Origin of the sequence: Sphingobium phenoxybenzoativorans, from assembly GCF_001757355.1 — a bacterium.
GTDB classification, from domain to species: Bacteria; Pseudomonadota; Alphaproteobacteria; order Sphingomonadales; family Sphingomonadaceae; genus Sphingobium; species Sphingobium phenoxybenzoativorans.
Map to the genome: position 1 here is coordinate 71,342 of NZ_MINO01000004.1, position 20,063 is coordinate 91,404.

19 protein-coding genes are annotated in these 20,063 nt (G+C 60.6%); 8 read left to right on the forward strand and 11 right to left on the reverse strand.

The features are described 5' to 3' along the window. Window positions 1-31 precede the first annotated feature (31 nt). From BHQ40_RS03545 to BHQ40_RS03555, 3 genes are read right to left on the reverse strand one after another with little or no spacing between them, the layout of a single operon-like run. Window positions 32-1,363, reverse strand: coding sequence for an aromatic ring-hydroxylating oxygenase subunit alpha (locus tag BHQ40_RS03545; protein WP_070152422.1), 1,332 nt, complete (start codon window positions 1,361-1,363; stop codon window positions 32-34). A 37-nt stretch (window positions 1,364-1,400) separates the two neighbouring features. Continuing rightward, window positions 1,401-2,162, reverse strand: coding sequence for an SDR family NAD(P)-dependent oxidoreductase (locus BHQ40_RS03550; RefSeq protein ID WP_070152425.1), 762 nt, complete (start codon window positions 2,160-2,162; stop codon window positions 1,401-1,403). Between the two features lie 18 nt (window positions 2,163-2,180). Continuing rightward, the gene (locus BHQ40_RS03555; RefSeq protein WP_070152709.1) at window positions 2,181-2,924 is read right to left on the reverse strand and encodes an SDR family NAD(P)-dependent oxidoreductase; all 744 of its coding nucleotides are present in this window, start codon (window positions 2,922-2,924) and stop codon (window positions 2,181-2,183) included. Window positions 2,925-3,213: 289 nt separating this feature from the next. Between BHQ40_RS03555 and BHQ40_RS03560 the strand changes: the two genes are divergently transcribed. Then, complete coding sequence (locus tag BHQ40_RS03560) at window positions 3,214-3,771, forward strand: TetR/AcrR family transcriptional regulator (RefSeq protein WP_290438416.1); 558 nt, start codon at window positions 3,214-3,216, stop codon at window positions 3,769-3,771. Here BHQ40_RS03560 and BHQ40_RS03565 read toward each other — a convergent pair. Continuing rightward, window positions 3,759-4,490 carry a ThuA domain-containing protein gene (locus BHQ40_RS03565; RefSeq protein WP_070152431.1) on the reverse strand — a complete coding sequence of 244 codons (732 nt, stop codon included), beginning with the start codon at window positions 4,488-4,490 and terminating at the stop codon, window positions 3,759-3,761. The two genes, BHQ40_RS03560 and BHQ40_RS03565, sit on opposite strands and share 13 nt — an antisense overlap. A 74-nt stretch (window positions 4,491-4,564) precedes the next feature. On the opposite strand from BHQ40_RS03565, the gene BHQ40_RS03570 reads away from it, so the two are divergent. From BHQ40_RS03570 to BHQ40_RS03580, 3 genes are read left to right on the forward strand one after another with little or no spacing between them, the layout of a single operon-like run. Further along, complete coding sequence (locus tag BHQ40_RS03570; protein WP_070152434.1) at window positions 4,565-5,779, forward strand: CaiB/BaiF CoA transferase family protein; 1,215 nt, start codon at window positions 4,565-4,567, stop codon at window positions 5,777-5,779. Between the two features lie 8 nt (window positions 5,780-5,787). Then, window positions 5,788-6,171, forward strand: a complete 384-nt coding sequence (locus BHQ40_RS03575; RefSeq protein WP_253183244.1) for a Zn-ribbon domain-containing OB-fold protein — start codon at window positions 5,788-5,790, stop codon at window positions 6,169-6,171. 1 nt (window position 6,172) lies between these two features. After that, window positions 6,173-7,324, forward strand: coding sequence for a thiolase family protein (locus BHQ40_RS03580; protein ID WP_070152437.1), 1,152 nt, complete (start codon window positions 6,173-6,175; stop codon window positions 7,322-7,324). 3 nt (window positions 7,325-7,327) lie between these two features. Here the strand turns inward: BHQ40_RS03580 and BHQ40_RS03585 are convergent, their stop codons facing one another. Beyond that, a complete protein-coding gene (locus tag BHQ40_RS03585) occupies window positions 7,328-8,080 on the reverse strand; it encodes an SDR family NAD(P)-dependent oxidoreductase (RefSeq protein ID WP_171905745.1) in 753 nt (250 codons plus the stop codon). A 217-nt stretch (window positions 8,081-8,297) separates the two neighbouring features. Between BHQ40_RS03585 and BHQ40_RS03590 the strand changes: the two genes are divergently transcribed. After that, a complete protein-coding gene (locus tag BHQ40_RS03590; RefSeq protein ID WP_070152443.1) occupies window positions 8,298-9,203 on the forward strand; it encodes an SDR family oxidoreductase in 906 nt (301 codons plus the stop codon). 48 nt (window positions 9,204-9,251) lie between these two features. Here BHQ40_RS03590 and BHQ40_RS03595 read toward each other — a convergent pair whose 3' ends face one another. Further along, complete coding sequence (locus BHQ40_RS03595; RefSeq protein WP_070152445.1) at window positions 9,252-9,722, reverse strand: VOC family protein; 471 nt, start codon at window positions 9,720-9,722, stop codon at window positions 9,252-9,254. 193 nt (window positions 9,723-9,915) lie between these two features. Here BHQ40_RS03595 and BHQ40_RS03600 point away from each other — a divergent pair, with 193 nt between their 5' ends. The 3 genes from BHQ40_RS03600 to BHQ40_RS03610 are packed head-to-tail and all read left to right on the forward strand — an operon-like array spanning window position 9,916 to window position 12,681. After that, entirely contained in the window at window positions 9,916-11,316 is a 1,401-nt protein-coding gene (locus BHQ40_RS03600; protein ID WP_070152448.1) for an FAD-dependent oxidoreductase, read from the forward strand. A 34-nt stretch (window positions 11,317-11,350) separates the two neighbouring features. Next, window positions 11,351-11,908, forward strand: coding sequence for a nuclear transport factor 2 family protein (locus BHQ40_RS03605; protein WP_070152451.1), 558 nt, complete (start codon window positions 11,351-11,353; stop codon window positions 11,906-11,908). Then, a complete protein-coding gene (locus tag BHQ40_RS03610) occupies window positions 11,905-12,681 on the forward strand; it encodes an enoyl-CoA hydratase/isomerase family protein (protein WP_070152454.1) in 777 nt (258 codons plus the stop codon). Before BHQ40_RS03605 ends, BHQ40_RS03610 begins: the two co-directional genes overlap by 4 nt. Window positions 12,682-12,714: 33 nt before the next feature. Here BHQ40_RS03610 and BHQ40_RS03615 read toward each other — a convergent pair whose 3' ends face one another. The 5 genes from BHQ40_RS03615 to BHQ40_RS03635 all read right to left on the reverse strand — a co-directional run bounded on the left by BHQ40_RS03615 (window position 12,715) and on the right by BHQ40_RS03635 (window position 19,962). Continuing rightward, entirely contained in the window at window positions 12,715-13,668 is a 954-nt protein-coding gene (locus BHQ40_RS03615; RefSeq protein WP_070152456.1) for an alpha/beta hydrolase, read from the reverse strand. A gap of 16 nt (window positions 13,669-13,684) precedes the next feature. Next, window positions 13,685-14,431: an SDR family NAD(P)-dependent oxidoreductase gene (locus tag BHQ40_RS03620; RefSeq protein ID WP_070152459.1), complete on the reverse strand. Its 747-nt coding sequence runs from the start codon at window positions 14,429-14,431 to the stop codon at window positions 13,685-13,687. A 37-nt stretch (window positions 14,432-14,468) separates the two neighbouring features. Next, the gene (locus tag BHQ40_RS03625; RefSeq protein WP_139139167.1) at window positions 14,469-16,400 is read right to left on the reverse strand and encodes a flavin-containing monooxygenase; all 1,932 of its coding nucleotides are present in this window, start codon (window positions 16,398-16,400) and stop codon (window positions 14,469-14,471) included. Between the two features lie 261 nt (window positions 16,401-16,661). Further along, window positions 16,662-18,596, reverse strand: coding sequence for an outer membrane protein assembly factor BamB family protein (locus BHQ40_RS03630; RefSeq protein WP_070152466.1), 1,935 nt, complete (start codon window positions 18,594-18,596; stop codon window positions 16,662-16,664). Window positions 18,597-18,678: 82 nt separating this feature from the next. After that, complete coding sequence (locus BHQ40_RS03635) at window positions 18,679-19,962, reverse strand: M24 family metallopeptidase (protein ID WP_070152469.1); 1,284 nt, start codon at window positions 19,960-19,962, stop codon at window positions 18,679-18,681. Window positions 19,963-20,063: the final 101 nt, after the last annotated feature.

Genomic DNA, 20,063 nt, shown 5'->3' on the forward strand with positions numbered 1-20,063 from the left:
CTCCTCAAAAATTCTCATTCGCCGCCGACATTCAGATGTCGTCCGGCCCCTTGCCATCCGGCCCATAGATGAAATCGTCGATCACCTTGTGGAAATGCCGGATGCGCAATTCCTGATCACCGATCCACAAGCCAGGAAAGGCGTCCGAATGCATGCCCTTCTGCACCGTCGGCAGGTTGAAGGCGTCCTGATCAAGCACTTGGCCGATGCTCTTGTCGCCATGCTTGAAGCGCTTGTGCTTCGGCCGTTCCGGCCATTCCTCGCCCTCCGGCACCAGTTCGAACATCCAGATGTCGTAGAACATCTTGTTGGGGTCGGTCGGATGCGGCCGCTGCCGGAACATCATGATGTCGTCGGCATGGACGTTCATCGAGACGTTCGGGAAGATCGAATAATGATAATCATCGGTCAGTTGATCGTCATTCAGCGCCGAATAGTCCTTGCCCTGCGCCTTGCCATGCTTGCGCTTGAATATCTGGACGTCGCGCCGGATGTCGCTGACGCGGCCCTCATATTCGGCGGGGTCCATGCCCGCCTTGACCATGATCTCATAAATGGCTGGCGGAATGGCCGAAGGCATCGCCACGCGCGCGCTGATCGTCGCGAATGGAACGAGATACCGGCTGTGCCGCTCATAGACGTCGATCTGGGCGTTGGTGTCGTCCAGATACCATTGGAGCTGCGGGTGGATGCCCTGCACATGATAGACTTCGCTGAAGGCGTCGACGCTGGCCTTCCAGTTGCAGTCCCACTCCACCGTGATATCCCGCGTCCAGGCCATCCGGTCCATATTATAGGGACCCAGATGCTCCTGCATCGGTGAAAGATAGTCGGCGAGCGGCCCGACATCCTTGTTGAGCGAGAACCAGACAAAACTGCCCCATTCCTCGCATGGATAACTTGGCAGCGCCGCGCCCGGCGGGCAGCCCTGCGGAAAGGTATCGAGGTCCGGAATACGGGTGATCGAACCCTGCAGATCATAGGTCCAGTGATGATACATGCACTGGAAATGCTCCGCATTGCCCAGTCCTTCCGGGCGCAGCTTGTTGCCGCGATGCAGGCAGACGTTCGGGAAGGCGCGGACAGACCCGTCCAACTGGCGGACGATCAGCACGGATTCCTTGCCGATCTCCGTGCAGATATAATCGCCCGGCTCCTGGATATCGTCAGACCGGCCGCCAAGCAGCCAGACTTTCGACCAGATCCGGTCCCACTCCAGCTTCATGAACGCTTCGCCATAATAGCGTTCGGCCGGAATGACGTCATAGCCCAGATCCGGGTCCTCCTCCTTGTGGGTGGGGGTCCCGTTCGGCCAATCCTGCGGATTGACCCGGATGATGTCGACCTTGCGTTTTACGTCCATCGCCGTTTTCCGCTTCGTGCGGACCTCTCGCTAGAAATCAGAAATGGGTGCGGTTGGTGAAGCCGCCGTCGACGACCAGATGCGAACCATTGCACCAGCTTGCCGCCGGACTGGCGAGGAACACGATGCAGCGGGCCACTTCTTCCGGCGTGCCAAGGCGGCCGGTCGGCTGCTGGCGCAATTGGGAATTGTAGAATTTCTCCATCGTGCCCTTGATCATGTCCCAGTTGCCGCCCTCGAACTCGATGGGGCCTGGCGACACGACATTGACGCGAATGCCGTTCTTTCCGTGGAACAGGGCGAGCTGCTTGCCATAGGTCAGGAGGGAGGCTTTCATGGCGTTGTAGGCCTGCGGGCCGCCCATCGCCTCACCCGTGGATGTGGTGGCGATAAGGATGATTGATCCGGACTGCTTTTCGGTCATGGTCGGGATCACCGCCTCAACCGCGCGCACCGGCCCCATCACGTCCACTTCGAAAGCGTTGGACCAATATTTCTCGCTGCCCATGCCGCCGCCGGCCGAGGTGATCGGGATCATGATGTCGCATCCGCCCAGATCCTCGACGGCCCATTCCAGCCACGCCTTGTAGTCGTCGGCCTTCTTGACGTTGACCGGCTTGCCGATGATGCGAGTGCCATATTTGGAAAGTTCCGCCACGGCGTCCTTCACGCTGTCCTCGGACCGCGCGGTGATCGCGAGGTCACAGCCTTCGCGCGCTAAGATTTCCGCAACCGCCATGCCAATACCGCGCGCCGCGCCGACCAGAATAGCTTTCTTGCCCTGTAGTCCGAGATCCACCTGTCCGCTCCTTAAGTTTCAGGCTTGAAGTTCTTCGGCGCGCGGGAGGCGCAGCAATTGCGCCCCGCCACTCACCTGGATGATTTCGCCGGTCGTGTAGCAATCCGGCGCAGCGAGATAGGACACGGCAGCAGCCACTTCATGCGGCTCCGTCAGCTTCCCCATGGCCGTCTCGCGACTGTAAAGTTCCTGGAAGCGCCCGTCGCTCAGGAACACCTCGGTCATCGGCGTGCGCGAAAAACCGGGCGCAACCGCATTCACCCGGATACCCATTGGGCCGAATTCCAGCGCAGCGACCCGCACGACGTGATCAAGAGCAGCCTTTGCGGCGGAATAGGCGACAAGGCCGAAACCCGGCACTTTTGCCACGACCGATGAAAAGAAGATGATGCTGCCGCCCTTGGGCATGATCGCGCCGAAATGCTTCATCAGCAGGATATTCGCCGTGACATGCATATTGAGCTGCGGCTCGATCTCCTCGCGCGTAATCTTTAGAATACGCCGCCCCTGCGTCGTACCGGCCGCATTCACCAGAATATCCACCGGGCCAACAGCCCGAACGAGGTCGATGATCGATTGCTCGTCCAGCAGGTCGCAGGTGTAGGCGGCCGCCCCCATTTCTGCGGCCAGGGCATCCAGCCGCTGCCGGTTGCGCCCCGCCAGAAACACGGCGCAACCATCGGCGGCGAGCCGGCGCGCCGTCGCTTCACCCAAGCCGCCTTCGCTGGACGCGCCAATGACAAGAGCCGTTCTTTGAACCATGCGCATTCTTTGAACGAGCTTTGGCCCGATCGCAAGTAAGAAACAAGCATGACTGTTTTTTTATGGCGAAGCGATTAAAAACCCATCGCGAATAGGGAAATTTTCACCCCGCCACGCTTGACTTTTGCCACAAAAAACAGTCATGCTTGTTTTTTCATCGGTTCTGTTTGGAGATTTTATGGCCCTCGCGTCGGCGCGTTCCGCTTCAGCCACCCGTAGCGCGAAGACGCCATCCGCCAATGGCCCGACTCAGCAATCGCTGAAAAGCGCGCAAACCAGAGCCCGCCTAATCGATGCGACGATTCGATGCATCGTAAAATTCGGCTACGCTAATACAACGACGCCGCAAGTGGCTGCCGAAGCGGGCCTTTCCCGTGGCGCCATGCTGCATCATTTCGAAAACGGCTCCGCGCTCATCAAGGCGACGATTGTCGAGTTACATGAAAAGCGCCTCCGGGCGTTCCGCCGCGCAGCGGAAGTGACCGAGCATGAGCCTGCAACCATGGTGAACACCTATTGGCGGCAGTTGCAAAAACCCGCCTTCGTGGCCTTCCATGAACTGGCTCTCGCCGCGCGGACCAATGCGGACCTCGCACGCATATTGCAGCCGCTGCAGATCGAGTTCCGTCAGAAGTTCAACGCGCAGGCCGTCCAGCTTTTCCCTGAATGGCAGGATGATCCGGTCAGCTTCGAACTCGCCATGACCCTGTCGCAGACCATGATCGAGGGCATGGCCATCAATCTTCTGACCAGCGCCATTGACGAGTCGATGGTTGAACCGATGCTGCGCCTGCTTGAGCAGCAGATACGCCTGATGAAACCTACAAACCGGGATCAGTCCCGGTGAGTGGCTCCCCAGCGAATGCCGCGGCGCAGCAGTTCGTAGAATATGGGGTAGTTCCAGGCGCAGCGCTGCGGATGCGGCCAGAAGTCCGCAACCGGGCGCAAGTCGTAATGCCCGCGGCAATGACCGAGGGTGAGGTAAAGGATACCGCCCTTCCCCACCTTGCGTTCATAAAGGACCGGCATTTCCGGCGCGTCCCACTCCGCCTCGCGAAATTCGTCGCAACGGCCCGTGAAGCTGGTGTGCATCAACACATCGATGTCGGCAGTGCGGTGGGTCAGGTACAGTTCGTCCTCGACCCGGAAATCGCGCAGGCCGCTCGTCATCTCATGGTCGCTGCGCGTCACAAATACCTTGTACGGCGCAATCGGCGGGTGACCCGCAAAACGCGTGCCCAGCAGTCCGGTAAACTCCGGCGCTTCGTCCGGCGTGTCGACGACACCGTCATCGCCGAAGCGCAGGATCGCATTGGTGCCGTGCAAAGCTAACCAGCGGCCGCCCTGTTCCAGCCAGCCCTTCAGGACTTCGGTCTGCTCAGGCGTGGGGATGAGGTCGCAAGTGTAGGTAATCAATAATCCGGCCGCCGCGATGCTGCCGGTATCGGCATAGTCCGAGGAGACGGAGGTACGGATTTCAGGATGTTCAGCCAGCAATTTCAGCAGTTCGAGCCGTGCGAAGTCAATGTCGTGGAATTTCCCCGCGGCCACCAGATGCGCCTTCATGATCGTCCCTCTCTCACGTGTGTACGCGCAAGGGTAAGCGGGAGCTTCGTCTTGGCAAGCCAGGAGAATGAGGCATGAGCGGCCGGGGACAAGGCCCGCTTGCGGGCGTGCGCGTGCTTGACCTGACGAGCGTTCTCATGGGGCCCTATGCGACCCAGATATTCGCCGATCTTGGCGCGGACGTGATCAAGGTGGAGAGCCCGGACGGCGACACCACCCGCTACCTGCCGCCTGGTAACGATCCTGCGCGGGGCGGGATGTTCATGAACGTGAATCGCGGCAAGCGCAGCATCGTACTTGACCTGAAGCAACCCTCCGCCAAGGAGGCTTTGCTGAAGCTCGCTGAAACCGCGGACGTGTTCATCCATTCGATGCGCGCGCAGGCGATCGGACGGCTTGGCCTGGACTATCCAGCGCTTCAGGCGGTCAATCCGCGCATCCTTTACGCCAATCTCTACGGCTTCGCCCGGTCCGGTCCCTATCGCGATTACCCCGCCTATGACGATATCGTTCAGGCGGCCTCCGGCATCGTTGACCTGCAGGCGCGCCTGTCCAAGGGGGAGCCGACCTACCTTGCCACGGTCGTCGCGGATAAGGTCGCGGGCCTGACCGGCGCCTATGCGGTGATGGCTGCGCTCTACGCTCGCGAGCGCACCGGACTCGGCCAGGAAATCGAAGTGCCCATGTTCGAGACGCTGGTATCCTTCGCGACCGTCGAACATCTGTGCGGATCGCTGTTCGTGCCGCCGCTCGGCCCGCCCGAATATCCCCGCGCCACGTCGGAGGCGCGGCGGCCCTACAAGACGGCGGACGGCTATATCGGCGTGATGATCTACAACGACAAACATTGGCGCGCCTTCTTCCACGCCATCGGCGACCCGGACTGGTCGAAGGACCCGATGTTCGCTTCCATGCGCACCCGCACCCAGAATATCGGGAAGGTGCTTGCGCAGGTCGCTGCGGTGATGGAACAGCGGACCACAGACGAATGGATGGCCTTGCTGCGCGAGGCCCAGATTCCCGCGATGGCCATCGCAAGCCTCACCGACCTGCTGCATGATCCCCATCTGGTGGAAACCGGCTTTTGGCAGGAGCGCGAAACGGAAGAAGGCGTACTGCGCTTCCCCGGCATTCCAACCGGCTTTTCGGCAACGCCCGGCGCGATCGGGGAACCCGGACCAGCGCTGGGCGCTGACAGCCGCGCAATATTGGACGAGGCGGGTTTCGGCAGCGCGGAAATCGATGCGCTGATCGGCACGGGGGCGGTGCGGCTGGCCGAACCGGCCTGAAGGAGAGGATGATGGACGGGATGACGGGCGGGCCGGAAGCGCAATGGCGCGCGGCCCTGGCGGACGGCAGGTTCCTGCTGCAACGCGCTATATCTTCGGGAACCGTGTTTTTCCCGCCGCGCGTCATGGAACCGGGCACCGGAGAGACCGATCTGGAATGGGTCGAAGCGACAGGTCTTGGCCACATCTATTCGCTGACCTGGGTGTCGCAAAAGCCGCCCGTTCCTCCCTATAATGTGGCGATCGTCCGGCTCGACGAAGGAGCGCAACTCATGAGCCGGATCGAGGGCGCAAACCCCGAAACCCTCCGCATCGGTCAGCGCGTCCGGGCAAAGATCGGCACGCAGGATGATGGCGCGCCTATCCTTCTGTTTGAGCCGACGGGACACTGAGATGGGCGGAGATTTCCCTCGCGGAAAATCGGCGATTGCCGGCCTTGCGACCTTCGGCGTTGGCGAAGCGCCCGGCTTTTCGTCCATGGAGCTGACGGCGCGCGCAGCGCTGCTGGCTGTGGAGGATGCGGGCCTGCGCATCGACGCCATCGACGCGCTCTTTATCTGCCAGCCCGATGATTTCTTCGCGGGCTTGAGCTTCGCCGAATATCTGGGCCTCAGTCCGCGCTTCACCGACAATAACCGCACTGGTGGATCGGCCTTCATGAGCCACATCATCACTGCGGTCATGATGCTGGAGGCCGGCTATATCGACACCGCCCTTATCGCCTATGGGTCGAACCAGCGCACCAATGGCGGCAAGCTTGCGACATCGATCAAGCCCAACAGTTGGGATGCGCCGTACCGGCCACTATTTCCTCTCTCCTCCTATGCGCTGGCCGCGGCGCGCCACATGCATGAATATGGCACCACGCGCGAACAACTGGCGGAGGTGGCGGTCGCGGCCCGCCAGTGGGCGAACACCAACCCGGAGGCCTTTGCCAAAGGCCCTCTCAGCATAGAGGAGTGCCTGGCATCCCGGATCATCAGTTCGCCAATCTCCGTACGCGACTGCTGCCTGGTGACCGATGGCGCAGCGGCGATCGTGCTCACCCGCACGGATCGCGCCCGTGACTTGCCCCGTCCCGTCGTACCGGTGCTTGGCGCGGCGGCGGCGACATGGTGGAACTCGATTGCCCAAGCATCGGACGTCACGACCACCGCAGCAGCGGAGTCCGGCCCGCGCGCCTATCATGCTGCAGGCATCGGTCCTGCCGATGTGCAGACGGTGCAGCTCTATGATGCGTTCACGATCAACACCGTTCTTTTCCTTGAGGATCTCGGCTTCTGTCCGAAGGGAGAAGGCGGCCGCTTCGTATCGGGCGGCACGATAGCGCCGGGGGGAACGCTGCCGGTAAATACGAATGGCGGCGGCATGTCCTACTGCCATCCCGGTATGTACGGGCTGTTTGCGATTGTTGAGGCGGCGCGGCAGATCCGTGGCGAGGCGGCGAACCAGTTGGGGAAGATTGACGTTGCGCTTGCTCATGGCAATGGCGGAACTCTGTCCAGTCAGGCAACGGTGATCCTGGGAAGCGCCGACACCCTCTGATCGTCAGGTCATGTAAAACCCGCCATTGATGTCCAGCACTGTGCCAGTGACAAAACCCGCGCCGTCGGACACCAGATATTCCACGCCCGCCGCTATATCGGCGGCCTCACCAAACCGCCCGACAGGGAGTTGCTTGAGGTAGGTATCGGTATCGCCGAAACTACGGCTCTGCTCCGTATCGATTCGCCCCGGCGCGATGCAGTTGGCGGTGATGCCATGCCCGCCAACCTGCCCCGCCAAAACGCGGGTAAAGCCGATCAGCCCAGCCTTGGTCGCAGCATAATGCGCGCCAGAAAGCAGCGAACGCATCCGCCCGCCCTGCGACGAGAAATTGACGATGCGCCCCCACTTCCCCGCTTTCATCAGCGGCAGGGCATAGCGGCACATGTAGAATGTGCCGGTCAAATTCACCGCGAGAACGCGGTCCCATTCCTCCAGAGGCACATCTTCGACAAGCTGCGAATAGCCGCCATGACTGGGGCTGATCCCTGCATTGTTGATAAGGATATCCAGCCGCCCGAAGCGCTTTTCGACCAAGGCAATGGCCTCTTTCACAGAAGCATCGGATGCGACATCGCCCTCCAGCGCAGACACGTCCAACCCCTCACCGCGCAATGTCTGCTCGGCTTGAGTCAGCAGCGCAGTGTCGCGATCGAACAGCGCAACATGATGGCCCAGAGCGCCCAGACGCTGCGCCACGCCATAACCTATGCCCTGCGCCGCTCCAGTCACCAACGCCACGCGCTGTCCCGTCATCTGCATTCTCTCCCATTCAAAAGCGATTTCTATCGTCCTCCCAAGCCTAAAGACGATTATTTTTCAGTCAATCGACTTATTTAATGATCGCGATGCTGTTGCAAATAAAGACATTCTTGTTTGTTTTTTATTTTGGCCTTGCTACTCCTCTTTACAGATAGAAGAAGGAGCGGATTCGCGGGCAGCCGCGACGATCGCCCATGAGAGGACGAAGAGTATGACGGCACCCAAAATCTTCCGGCCGGACCTTAACGATCCGACCAGGCCAAAGCGTGGCCTGACGGAACAGGATCTCGCGGAAAAAGCCACGGTGTACCGCCCCGATCTGCTCGATGGGCAGACTTTGCTCATCACCGGCGGTGGCAGTGGGATGGGCAAGGCCGCCGCTTTTCTGGCCGTACGCCTTGGCGCCAATGTCGCTATCTGCGGCCGCGATGTCGAGAAACTGGAACGTACGCGCGATGTGATCGCCAAGGAGACTGGCAAGGAAATTTTCATCCAGACCACGACCATCCGGGACCCGGACGCGGTCGAGGAACTGATTGGCGCGGTGCATGACAAGTTCGGTGGCATCGATACTGTCGTGAACAATGCCGGCGGGCAGTTTCCCCAGGATGCCATCGATTTCACGCGCAAGGGCTGGCTGGCCGTTATAGACACCAATCTCAACGGCACCTGGTGGATGATGCAGGAAGCCGCCAAGCGCTGGCGCGCCGATGGCAAACCGGGCAACATCATCAACATCGTCGCCAATGTCGAACGCGGCATGCCGCAAGCCGCGCACACATGCGCGGCGCGAGCAGGCGTCATCTATCTGTCGAAAACGCTCGCGACCGAATGGGCGCCATTCAACATCCGCATCAACTGCATCGGCCCCGGCGTCATAGAGACGGAAGGGTTCGCCATGTATCCCGAAGAAGCCCTCGCCCGCTTCCATCAGGCGAACCCAATGAAGATGCGCGGCGACGCCTGGGACGTGGCCGAAGCCATCGCTTATTTTGCTTCCCCCGCCGCCCGCTTCATCAATGGCGACCTGATGATATTGGATGGCGGTCAGGCGCAGTGGGGCGTCATCTGGCCGGGCGGCATGCCCGATTATTTCAACGAAGGCGGCGCGGCGTAATCCAACGCCCGGCGTCCGGCAGAGATTCTGCCGTAGGGCCGGGCTTTATCAGGCGGACTGTCGCGCGCCCAGATATGGAAAGGGGTGATCCTGCGCGATCACTTCCAGAAGCTCCACGACATTCCCGTCGCAATCACGTCCATAGGTTGCGAGCATCGTGCCCGCCCCGCCCGGCTCGCAATGGAATTCCATACCCAGCGCGGAAAGCCGCTCATATTCCGCCCATGCGTCATCCACATACAGGCAGATATGGATCAAGCCGGGATCGCACATTCTGCGTTCGAACCGTTCACCTTTCGGTTCAAGATATTGAAAAACCTCAATATAGAAATCATTCAGGCGGATCATGGCATAGCGCGCCGCTGAACCGGGCAGTTGCACCATCCGCCCTACCCGCTCATTGTCGCTCTGCCATCCGCCATCCGCGACACGCTGGAAGCCGTACCAGCGTTCATAATGGTCGATGAACCGGTCAATATCCGGTGTGGATATGGCCACATGGTGCATGCCCAGAATCATCGTCTCTCCTTTCGCGGCGCGCAGGGGACCCCGTTCGCCGCATATTTTCAGTCAATAACAAAACAAACTTGACTGTTTTTTTCAACCCTCCTTTGATGGCCATGTCAGGAGTGGCCAAAAAGAGCGCGAACCGAACGCGCGATGCGAGCACAGGCAATGAGCGGAATGCCGCTATGGACGGAGAGCGAATGGCATGACCGACTATGACGTCATCATAGTAGGCGCGGGCGGCGCGGGCCTCGCCGCGGCTTCAGCCGCTTCCGAAAATGGTGCGAGCGTATTGATTGTGGAGGCGGCCGCGCGCACCGGTGGATCGACCGCGCTGTCCGGTGGGGTATTTTACGCCGCCGGAACTTCTCTCCAGCGCGAGGCCGGGATCGAAGGAGACGCCCCGGACGCTGTCTTTCAATATTATATGACGCTCAACCAATATAAGCTGGAAGCCTCGCTGGTCCGCAAACTTTGCGATGACTCGCCTGCGGCCTTCGAATGGCTGCGATCGATTGGCGTCGAATTCCGGGCGGAAGACCTATACATGTCCGGGGTCGACAAGGTTCGCCGCGGACATAGGGCTGCGGGAGGCGGGGCCGCCATTGCGGAGGCACTGGAAGGCTCCTTCGCGGGAAGATCCGTGGATGTCGCCCTGGAAACCCGTGTGGAAACGCTTCTGATCGAAGAAGGCCGGGTATGCGGCGTAATCGTTGACGGGCAACCGGTCCGCAGCAGCGCCACGATAATCACGACGGGTGGCTTCGGCGCCAATCCGGCGATGCTGGCGCAATTATATCCTGACGCCGCCATCCATGGGGACCAGCATTGGTATATCGGCGCCCCGACCTGCCGCGGGGACGGCATTCTCATGGCGCAGACTGCAGGCGGCCAGATCAGCGCGGCCAATCGGGGATTGCTCCTTTTGACGCCCGGTTTTGCGAAAGAGTTGGAAAGCTATGTTCCCGGCTGGCTGATGATGGTCAATCGCCAGGGTAGGCGCTTTGTCGATGAAAGCATCGAATATTCGGTGATGGCGGCCGTCCTTGGCGAACAGGCGGATCGCATCGCCTTCGGCATTTTCGATGAGGCGTCGCGGATGGCCTCCAAGACGACATCTTACCGGCCGGCTCCCAACTGGACAGCAGACCGGCTCGACGAATTTGTCGCTGCCGGAACTTTGGAAAAGGCCGACAGCATCGCAGGACTGGCCGAACGTATCGGCATATCCCCGGATGTGCTGCACACCACCGTCAATCGCTATAACGACCATGTGTCCGCCAAAGCGGATGGCGGCTTCTTCAAGCCTGCATCGTTCCTGCGCCCGATTACCTCGCCTCCCTTTTATGCTGCACGAATTTGCGCAGCAATCATCTGCTGGACGGGGACAGGATTGCGGATCGACACACGGGCGCAGGTATTGGATGCGGCGGACAGGCCGATCCCCGGTCTCTATGCAGCGGGCGAGACAACGGGCGGCATGTTCGGCGAATGCTATGCATCGGGTGGAGCATCCATCGGCAATGCGATCATATTCGGACTGACTGCCGGGCGAGAGGCGGCTGCGCTGGCGCGGCTGCATGCGCCCCTGGCCGCCACATCATAAATCACCGACAACAGCATTTGCAGGAGACAGGATCATGAGCAGCTTGGAAGACCGCATCGCACGCCTGGAAGCGGAATCGCAGATCCGTCAGCTTGTCGCGCGATACTGCTTCTATCTGGACGACCGGCTGATCGATGAAGCCTATACGCTTTTCGCCGACGATGCCGTGCTGCGCTCGGCGGACGGCGTTATGAACGCTACCGGCGTGGAAGCGATCATCCAGCAATTTCATGGCCGCTTCGACGTGCTTGGCCCCGGCCATCATTTCATGCACGATATCCAGATCGATTTCGTAGGCGATGGAAAAGAGGAGGCGACCGGACGGGTTATCGGGCACGCCGAACTATGGCGGAATGGCAAGATGATGGTGACGGCTATTCGCTATGATGATGTTTATCGCAATACCGACAAGGGCTGGCGCTTCGCCCGGAGGACCATCAACTTCCTCTATTATGTCCCCGTGTCGGAATATCCCGACATCCTGAGCGGCCCAAATCGCAATCACGCTTATGCAGAACCGAAGCCGGCCGATTTCCCGGAACGGCTGCCAAGCTGGATTGCGTATGAAAAATCCAGGGGCCGGGAAGCATGAGCGGCCTGATTGTCGAGAGGCACGGCCCGGTGCTTCTGCTGATCATAGACCGGGAGGAGCGCCGTAACGCCATCGACGCCGAAACATCCGCCGCGATAGACAGCCATATCGGATTGGCCGAAAGCAACGACAGCATAGGCGCGATCATTATCACCGGCAGTGGGGAGCGCGCCTTCTGCGCCGGTATGGACATGAAGGAAGCTGCGGAAATCGGGGTCGGCCATGGCCTGATCCCCGGACGCGGCTTTGCTGGTATTACCGAGCGCAGGCGTACGAAGCCGCTTATTGCGGCCGTCAACGGCATGGCGGTTGCGGGTGGGTTTGAGATCGCCTTGGCTTGCGACATCGTGATCGCCGCCGATCACGCGATGTTCGGCTTGAGCGAGGTGAAACGCGGCCTTTTTGCCTTTGCGGGTGGCGTGCAACGCTTAGCGCGACAGGTTCCGCGCTCGACGGCGCTGTCCCTGATTTTGACGGGCGAACCGCTTTCCGCCACCCGGATGTATGGGCTTGGCGTCATCAGCGAAATCGTACCCTCTGCCCAGTTACGTCAGCGCGCGCTCGATGTCGCGCACGCCATGCTGCAAAATAGCTGGGAGGCCATCCGCAACGGCAAACTGCTTTACGAGATGGCGGCCGATATCCCGATAGATCAGAGTCTGCGTTTCGGCCGCGCATTTGGGGAGGCCACGCTGAAATCGGCTGACAGCCAGGAAGGCGTTGCCGCATTCAGCGAAGGCCGGGACGCCACCTTCGGCCGCTTTCAGAGCTGATCTTTCCGCGCAGCGAGGCGCGCGAAAAAGCCATCAGCGCCGGGCCATCGCCCGGCGCAGCGCATCGTCGCTGTTCCATTTGAACGCTTTGGACACTGCGGCATCGGCCGCCATGTCAAACCCGTGAAAGGCGCCGGGATAGACATGCAGTTCCACTGGGACGCCCGCCCGCGTCAAACGCCGCGCAAACTCCAGATTTTCTTCCATGAAAAGGTCGATTGCGCCCACCGCGATGAATGCAGGAGGCAGTCCGCTCAAATCATCTGAGCGGGCCGCTGCGGCATAGGGCTTGGCTTCAGCTCCCGGCGCATGCCCCAAATAAGCGCTCCAGCCGAAGCGGTTCTGGTCCGGCGTCCAGATAAATTCGCCGCAATGGGGATGCGGCTCGGCCATGGTGCAGGTGCGGTCGTCGAGCATCGGATAGATCAGGTGCTGAAAGGCGATGGGGAATTCGCCCTTGTCCCGCGCCATCACCGCCAGGGCGGCGGCAAGCCCGCCCCCTGCGCTTTCACCGGTAACGCCGATCCGCTTGCTGTCCACGTTCAGCGCACCCGCATTCCCGTGGAGATAGCGCAGCGCCGCATAGCAATCCTCGATTAGACCGGGATGGGCCGTTTCAGGCGCCAAACGATAGTCCACTGAGACAATAACGCATCCCATCTCCGCCGACCGCGCGCGATTTGCAGCTTCGGTCATGGCCGCCGATCCAATCACATAGCCGCCGCCATGAATGTGCAGCAGCGCCGGGAACGGCGCCTCGCCAGCCGTCGGCGTGTAGATCATGATGCCGACATCCGGCGCGCCATTTTCACCAGGCACGCTCTTACGCTCCACCGATACCGGCAGACCTTCCGGCATCGGCATGTCCGCGAACATCTGGTCCATAGCCGCGCGAAGCGGCGGAAGATCCACGGTGGCAAAATCGATGACGGGCAATGCCTCCAGCGTCGCGATCAAGTCTGTTTCGATCAGATGTCTGCTGCTCATATCTCTCTCCGGAATCTCAGAAGCTGGCCATTGCGCCGCCGCAGATGCGGATACCCGCACCCGTTATGAATCGCGCTTCGTCGGTGGCCAGGAACAGTGCGGGCGCCGCCACTTCCTCCGGCTCGCCAAGCCTGCCAACCGGCGTCTTGGTGTTCCAGTAATCGAGGAAAGACTGATCCTCCATGAAGGGCCTGGACATGCCGGTCCAGATTGATCCGGGCTGCAGATAGTTGGCGGTGATCCCATATTTGCCAAGGTCGACTGCCAGCGATTTGGTGAAGCCCGCCATCGCATGTTTGGACATGCCATAGGCGCAAAGGGACGGTCCGCCGAAATCCGACATGATCGATCCCAGATTGATGATCCTGCCCCAGCCTTTCCCCTTCATATGGGGCAGCGCAGCCTGGGTCAGCCGGAAAGGCGCGGTGACATTGATAGCCAGCGTCTTTTCCCAGCTTGCAAGGCTCTGGTCCTCGATCGATCCGGGAAGGCATATGCCGGCATTGTTGACGAGAATGTCGAGACCGCCAAAAGCCTCTATCGCTGCTTTCACAATTTTGTCCGGCGCGTCCTCCGCGGTAACGTCGGCAACCAGGGTCACGATCCGGTCGCTGCCGGCAAGTTCGGGAAATTCGGGCAGGTTGAGATCCGCCGCCAGAATCCTGGCTCCGGCTCCGTGATAGGCTTCCACAATCGCCTTGCCGATGCCGCTGGCGGCTCCGGTGACGATCGCGATCCTGTTGGCGAGTGCGCCTTCGCTCATATCTTCCTCATCCTTTTTCGATTATCGCGCCAGCCGCTCAACGCAGGTCGAAATCCGCAAGATCGGGCTGCTTGATCCAGTGATAATATTGGTCGGGCTTCCACGGCATATTGGCGCTCGTCCGGCCGAACCTATTGAGATAATAGGATTTCTGACCCGGAATGTCCCAGATGCACTGCGTCATCGCCTCGTCCATCCTGGCGTTATATTCGTCAAAGACGGACTGGCGGCATTCCATCACATGCGCGCCCGCTTCGATCATATGCACAATAGAATGGACGGCGTACCGCACCCATATCTCGATCCAGGGAAACAGGCCGCCCGCGCGCGCCTGGCCGTTCGGACCATATACGACGAACAGGTTTGGAAACTGCGGCATCGTCATGCCCAGATAGGACCGCGCGCCATCTTTCGCCCATGCCTGTTCCAGCGTCACGCCATTCACACCCGAATAGCGCACGGGCCAGAGATAATCCTCCGTCTTAAACCCAGCGCTCAGCACCAGCAGGTCGACCGGATGCTTGGTCCCGTCCACCGTCACTACGGCGTCGGACGTGATATGGTCGATGCCATCGGTCACCAGATCGACATTGCTCCGGCGCAGCGCGTCGAACCATCCATTGTCGATGACCGTGCGCTTGGTGAAGGGCGGGAAATCGGGAACGAGCTTGGCGATCAGGTCAGGTCTGTCCGCCAGCTTGCTCCTGATATTCTCCGTCAGATAGGCGCGCAGATTGTCGTTGCGTTCGCTTATGATGCCGCCTTTGGCCTGCCATGCCGGGTCAGCGTTTTGCAGCCCCTCCACATCCCCGAACATCGCGTGAAACAGGGCGAAACAATACCAGTTCCAATAATTGGGTACGGTGTCGAACAGCCATTGGGTTTCGACCGACACCTCGGACTTGTACCCGTCCACGGTGGCTACCCATTGCGGCGACCGTTGAAACACGGACACATGCGCCGCATCCTGGGCAACGCGCGGCATGATCTGGGCGCCGGTTGATCCGACGCCGACGATACCGACACGCTTGCCGCGATAATCGACGCCATGGTCCCATTCCGTCGAGTGGAACCACGGCCCCTCAAAATTCTCCAGGCCGGCAATGTCCGGTTTGTTCGGGCGGTTGAACAGACCCGCGGCGCTTATGATCGCGCTGGTCCGCAATTCGGGCGCGCCCTCCCCTTCCAGCGTCAGCCGCCACTGCCCGCGACCCTCGTCCCATTCCGCATCGGTCAATTTGGTATTCAGGCGGATATTGGGGATCAGGTCGTGGTCGCGCGCAGCCTGCTCAATATATTTCTGCACCTCGCCCGCAGGGGCGAAATTATGCTTCCACGGATAGTTCCGCATGAAGGAATATTGGAAATGATGGCTGGCGATATCGACACGGGCATCAGGATAGTCATTCTTCCACCATGTGCCGCCAATGCCATCATTCTCGTCGATGATGGTGAAGGGAATGCCCAGGCGCTTCAGTTGGATTCCAGCGGCCACGCCTCCAATCCCCGCGCCGATCACAGTGACGTGATAATCGCGCTTCACTTCCTCCGATGGCTCACGGGTCCATTCGACCCCGCGCGGATAGGGATCGAAGGACAGTTCCTCCCGTCCCATTTCCACCATGAAGTCAGAAACCGGCCCACCGGAAAAGGTCTCGATCAGATTGCGCAATTCCTGATTAGACGGGGTATGAGGCTGGCTTGCGCTTTCTGCATTCGAGGCCAGAAACGCGCGGGCCTTCTCCTTGACCTTCTCGCTATCCTGTTCGGACAGAACCGCAACCTGGAATACGCCGCCCCACCAGGGCACTGACCCGACATCCATGCCGGCCAGTTCTTCGTCGCCGGTCGCCTGATAGAGCGCCAGCCGCAGAGCGTTCAGATTTGCCTGGTCCAATGCGCGGGCGACAAAGGCGGAGTCGACCGGGCTTTCCTTCATATCCACCGCTGACTGCCTGTTCACCGTCACGATCCTCTCCTCATCTCTCCATCGGGCGGTCACGGCGTGCGCGCGTGCCGCTCAATGTATCGGGGCATGGAATGGGAGGATCGGAAGGGCTGAAGGCGGGCATGCGCCTCGCAGAAACTTCCCTATCCTCTCCCGAAACTCCGCCCCGGAATTGCCGCTACGAATCTTCTGACGAGACCCCGAACAGCATATTTTGAACATGCATGTTCATTTTATAAAAGCAAATGCTTTATCCTTTTTGAATAGGGAAAATGCGGGCTGTCATGGTGCGAAAACCATCAACAGATTGCCTGCCATGTGGCTGTACATGCCATAGCCGGAATTCACGATGACATGGCCATGCGCCACGGCCGCGCCTGGGCCGCTCATCGCCCCGCCCTTCCCTTCGACGCCGGTGATCGTCTTTACCGGTTTTGTCGTATCGACTTCCCAGATGATCTTTCCGCTATCGCTGTCATAGGCGCGGAAACGGCCATCCAGATGTCCGGCGAACACTACGCCAGGCATAGCGGTGATCGCAGCGGACACGCCCGGATCGCAGAACTTCGCGCCGCCACACAAATCCGACGCACGCGCGTTCCAGACAACCTTGCCGGTGGCGGCATCAATCGCATGTAGACCCGACCCCCGGATGCTGGCGTCATAGATGCGGGCGTCACCGGTGTCCGCCATATCGTTGATCGGCACAAAGACGCGCGCGCCCTCTGCCGCCATGCCGAAATGGACGCCGCCCTGCGTGCCGCCATGGCCGAGACGGCGGGTCCAGAGGATTTTGCCGGTGTCCGGATCAAGACCCCAGGCTTCACCGGATTTCTGCCCGGCGACCAGCATCTGCTTTCCATCGGCAAGAGGAATCAACAGGGTGGATGCGGCCACGTCATGGTCGGGACCTTTTTCCTTCGGGCAACTGTCGCTGCCCAGCATACAGCCGACATTCCAGGCGTCGCCCTTGGTCAATTGCGCGTGCCAGATGCGTTTACCGGTTTCTGCATCAACGGCGAAAACGGCATCGGAATTGTCGTCGGCGGGGGAGGAATAATTTTCCCCGGAGCCGAAATAGATCCGCTTGCGTGCGGCATCATAGGTGGGGCTGTTCCAGACCGGCGCGCCAGACGGGCCAAGCAGCATCGTCCCCTCCGCATTTTTGCCCTGTGGCGCAGGCTCGTCCTGCACAGTGTAGGCACGCCAGCGCACCTCGCCCGTCGCCGGGTCAAGCGCGGCCACCGATCCCCGGAAGGAACAACAGGGATATTTGGGATCGGCCGCCTGTCCAACCTCCAATGATGATACTGGTACGAACAGCGATCCGCCCGCCAGCGCAGGCGTGCCGGTGATCGTGGCATCCGCATGATCGTCCATCTTTGTGGACCATAATTCCTTGCCCGTCATGGCGTCGACGGCATGGGCACGGCCAAGCAGATCACCGAAATACAGACGTTTCGTCGCGGCGTCGGGAACAATGGCCGTGCGGACTTCAGCCGACACTCTCTGCTTCCATTTGACGCAGCCCGTGTCGAGATCGAAAGCATAGACGGTGCCGTCCTGGCTGCCGACGAACAGCGCGCCCCACGCCACTGTGGGCTGTGACCTCGCGCGCAGCGCATCGGGAAATGCGAAGGCCCATTTCAGCTTCAGCTTGGGAACCTGGGTCTTTTCCAGTCCGGCCAGCGCGGAAGGCACGAAACGGCGATTGTCCAAGCCCCAGCCAACCGGCTGTGGCTCGTCCTGCATATCGAAGGCCAGCTTCGCTCCCGTGCACATGGGCGGTGGCGAAGCGGGCTTATAGGAACTCAACTTGCGCCGTGTCAGATATTCGGCAAGCTCGCTGCGTTCTTCCGCCTTCAGCGCCGATCCCTGTATCTTCATCACGCCGTCCGTCAGCGCCCCGATAATCGCGTCCGGCGACATCATGCCCAGAAATGCCGGAGAAGGCGCCTTGGGCACGCCGCCCTCATGGCACATGGCGCAATGGGTCGCGAACAGCGCCTTGCCTGGATGCGTTTTCGGATCGATGCGGAAGCCATCATCGGCCTGAAAATCGTCAGTCGAGCGGATGCGCGACAAGCCTTGCGAACCCGGCTGAGACTGATCCAACCCGGTTGGCGCATCGGCCGCCAGACGCCCCGCACCGAACATCGCCGTGCCCAGAACCAACAGGCTGGCCGCCAGAAATGCGCCTCTAAAATCCTTCATCATCACCCTCTCACCGGCGTCATCGACACGCCTGCTCTTATTTTCTTATGCCCTGCCCCCGGGCTGTGGCTCTGCCATCCATGCTTCATGCGCCCGCCAGCTCCGGTGCTTCTGCAACGAACAACTCCAGCGGCGCATGATACATTGGCTCCGGCGCGCCGGATGTGATCGCATAGACATTTTCCATGTGGCAGGGCCCCGGCGTCCCGCCGAAATAGAGGCAGTCCAGGCTGATCAGCATGTCCTCCGCCATTTCGAAACCCGCAACGCCGGCCAAACCATGCGACGGGAAAGGAACGGGAATTTCCAGCGGCATATAACCAATGCCATGGGCCACCAGTAACAGCTTGTCCGGAGCGGCGACGCCATTCTGCACCAGATGATCGCGCGCGATTTTGGCCAGTTCTCCGGTGTGCACGCCCGGCCGCAGATGATCGACCGTCTTTAGAAACGCATCGCGCAGAATATCGTGCAGGCGGAGATACTCCGCGGAAGGCGGGCCGACGACCGCCGTTCTGTTGATGTCGATCCAGAAACCGTCATGGACACCCTGCGTTTCCAGGATGATGATGTCCCCGGATTGCAAGGGCCGGTCGACGGGCGTCCTGAACAGATCCGGTATAAAATCGCCATCATATCCGCCGCCAAAGAGCACCGCGCCTTCATCCACCGGGACGACCTCGTTCCTCACCATGAACTCGGCGATGCGCGCCTGCACTTCGCTCCAGCTACGGCCATGGACAACTTCGCGCCCGGCCTGCGCGATCACGGCATCGGCTAGTTTTCCAACTTTGCGATATCGCGCAATCTCGCCCGGCGTTTTCACGACCCGCACGCGCATGAGGAAATCCAGCGCGTCAAACAGGTCGACCTGCATTCCCTGCGTGACGCGATGTCCGACGCGCCAGTCGTCGCAGCCGATCCGGCCCCTATCCAAACCGTTCGCCTTCAATCCTTGGGACAGGGCCGCCAACAGGTCCGGCTGGCACTCGCCCCTTATCTTCTCGCTGGCGATGCCCAGCGCAGCCCTCGCCAGTCCCGAACGCCGCGCGCCGGGGTCGTCCGCCCGCGCCACCTGACAGAAATTCAGCATGTCGATCGTGCGGATCTCGTCGCAGAAAATGCGCTGTTCCCGTTCATTGCCGACCGCGATGACGCCGATGCTTGCTTCGGGGATCAGCAGCGTCACCGGCTTGCCGGGATCGCGCGGAACAATCGCCCCGCAAAGCGGCTCCTGCTGGGTCCAGCGCTCAAGCACGCTGTGATATCCCGTCGCATAACGCACATCATGCGGATGAGAGAGGATGACGGCGTCGATATCTTCCTGCGCCATCATCGCGCGGAGCCGGGCAATGGTCTCGGCTGACATCTCTAGGACGCCAATTCCGTTCGATGCGCCTTTTGACATGCCTTGCCAGCCGGTATCGTCATCGCAATCCTCCTCCGTTCAGCCATGACGGCAGGCAGTTT

What these genes read in the sequence shown, in the direction of transcription:
- BHQ40_RS03590 (WP_070152443.1), top strand. Translation starts at nt 8,298, where the DNA reads ATGACGGCACCCAAAATCTTCCGGCCGGACCTTAACGATCCGACCAGG.
- BHQ40_RS03575 (WP_253183244.1), top strand. Translation starts at nt 5,788, where the DNA reads ATGATGGACGGGATGACGGGCGGGCCGGAAGCGCAATGGCGCGCGGCC.
- BHQ40_RS03545 (WP_070152422.1), bottom strand. Translation starts at nt 1,363, where the DNA reads ATGGACGTAAAACGCAAGGTCGACATCATCCGGGTCAATCCGCAGGAT.
- BHQ40_RS03580 (WP_070152437.1), top strand. Translation starts at nt 6,173, where the DNA reads ATGGGCGGAGATTTCCCTCGCGGAAAATCGGCGATTGCCGGCCTTGCG.
- BHQ40_RS03555 (WP_070152709.1), bottom strand. Translation starts at nt 2,924, where the DNA reads ATGGTTCAAAGAACGGCTCTTGTCATTGGCGCGTCCAGCGAAGGCGGC.
- BHQ40_RS03630 (WP_070152466.1), bottom strand. Translation starts at nt 18,596, where the DNA reads ATGATGAAGGATTTTAGAGGCGCATTTCTGGCGGCCAGCCTGTTGGTT.
- BHQ40_RS03570 (WP_070152434.1), top strand. Translation starts at nt 4,565, where the DNA reads ATGAGCGGCCGGGGACAAGGCCCGCTTGCGGGCGTGCGCGTGCTTGAC.
- BHQ40_RS03600 (WP_070152448.1), top strand. Translation starts at nt 9,916, where the DNA reads ATGACCGACTATGACGTCATCATAGTAGGCGCGGGCGGCGCGGGCCTC.
- BHQ40_RS03595 (WP_070152445.1), bottom strand. Translation starts at nt 9,722, where the DNA reads ATGATTCTGGGCATGCACCATGTGGCCATATCCACACCGGATATTGAC.
- BHQ40_RS03610 (WP_070152454.1), top strand. Translation starts at nt 11,905, where the DNA reads ATGAGCGGCCTGATTGTCGAGAGGCACGGCCCGGTGCTTCTGCTGATC.
- BHQ40_RS03565 (WP_070152431.1), bottom strand. Translation starts at nt 4,490, where the DNA reads ATGAAGGCGCATCTGGTGGCCGCGGGGAAATTCCACGACATTGACTTC.
- BHQ40_RS03585 (WP_171905745.1), bottom strand. Translation starts at nt 8,080, where the DNA reads ATGACGGGACAGCGCGTGGCGTTGGTGACTGGAGCGGCGCAGGGCATA.
- BHQ40_RS03615 (WP_070152456.1), bottom strand. Translation starts at nt 13,668, where the DNA reads ATGAGCAGCAGACATCTGATCGAAACAGACTTGATCGCGACGCTGGAG.
- BHQ40_RS03620 (WP_070152459.1), bottom strand. Translation starts at nt 14,431, where the DNA reads ATGAGCGAAGGCGCACTCGCCAACAGGATCGCGATCGTCACCGGAGCC.
- BHQ40_RS03605 (WP_070152451.1), top strand. Translation starts at nt 11,351, where the DNA reads ATGAGCAGCTTGGAAGACCGCATCGCACGCCTGGAAGCGGAATCGCAG.
- BHQ40_RS03635 (WP_070152469.1), bottom strand. Translation starts at nt 19,962, where the DNA reads ATGTCAGCCGAGACCATTGCCCGGCTCCGCGCGATGATGGCGCAGGAA.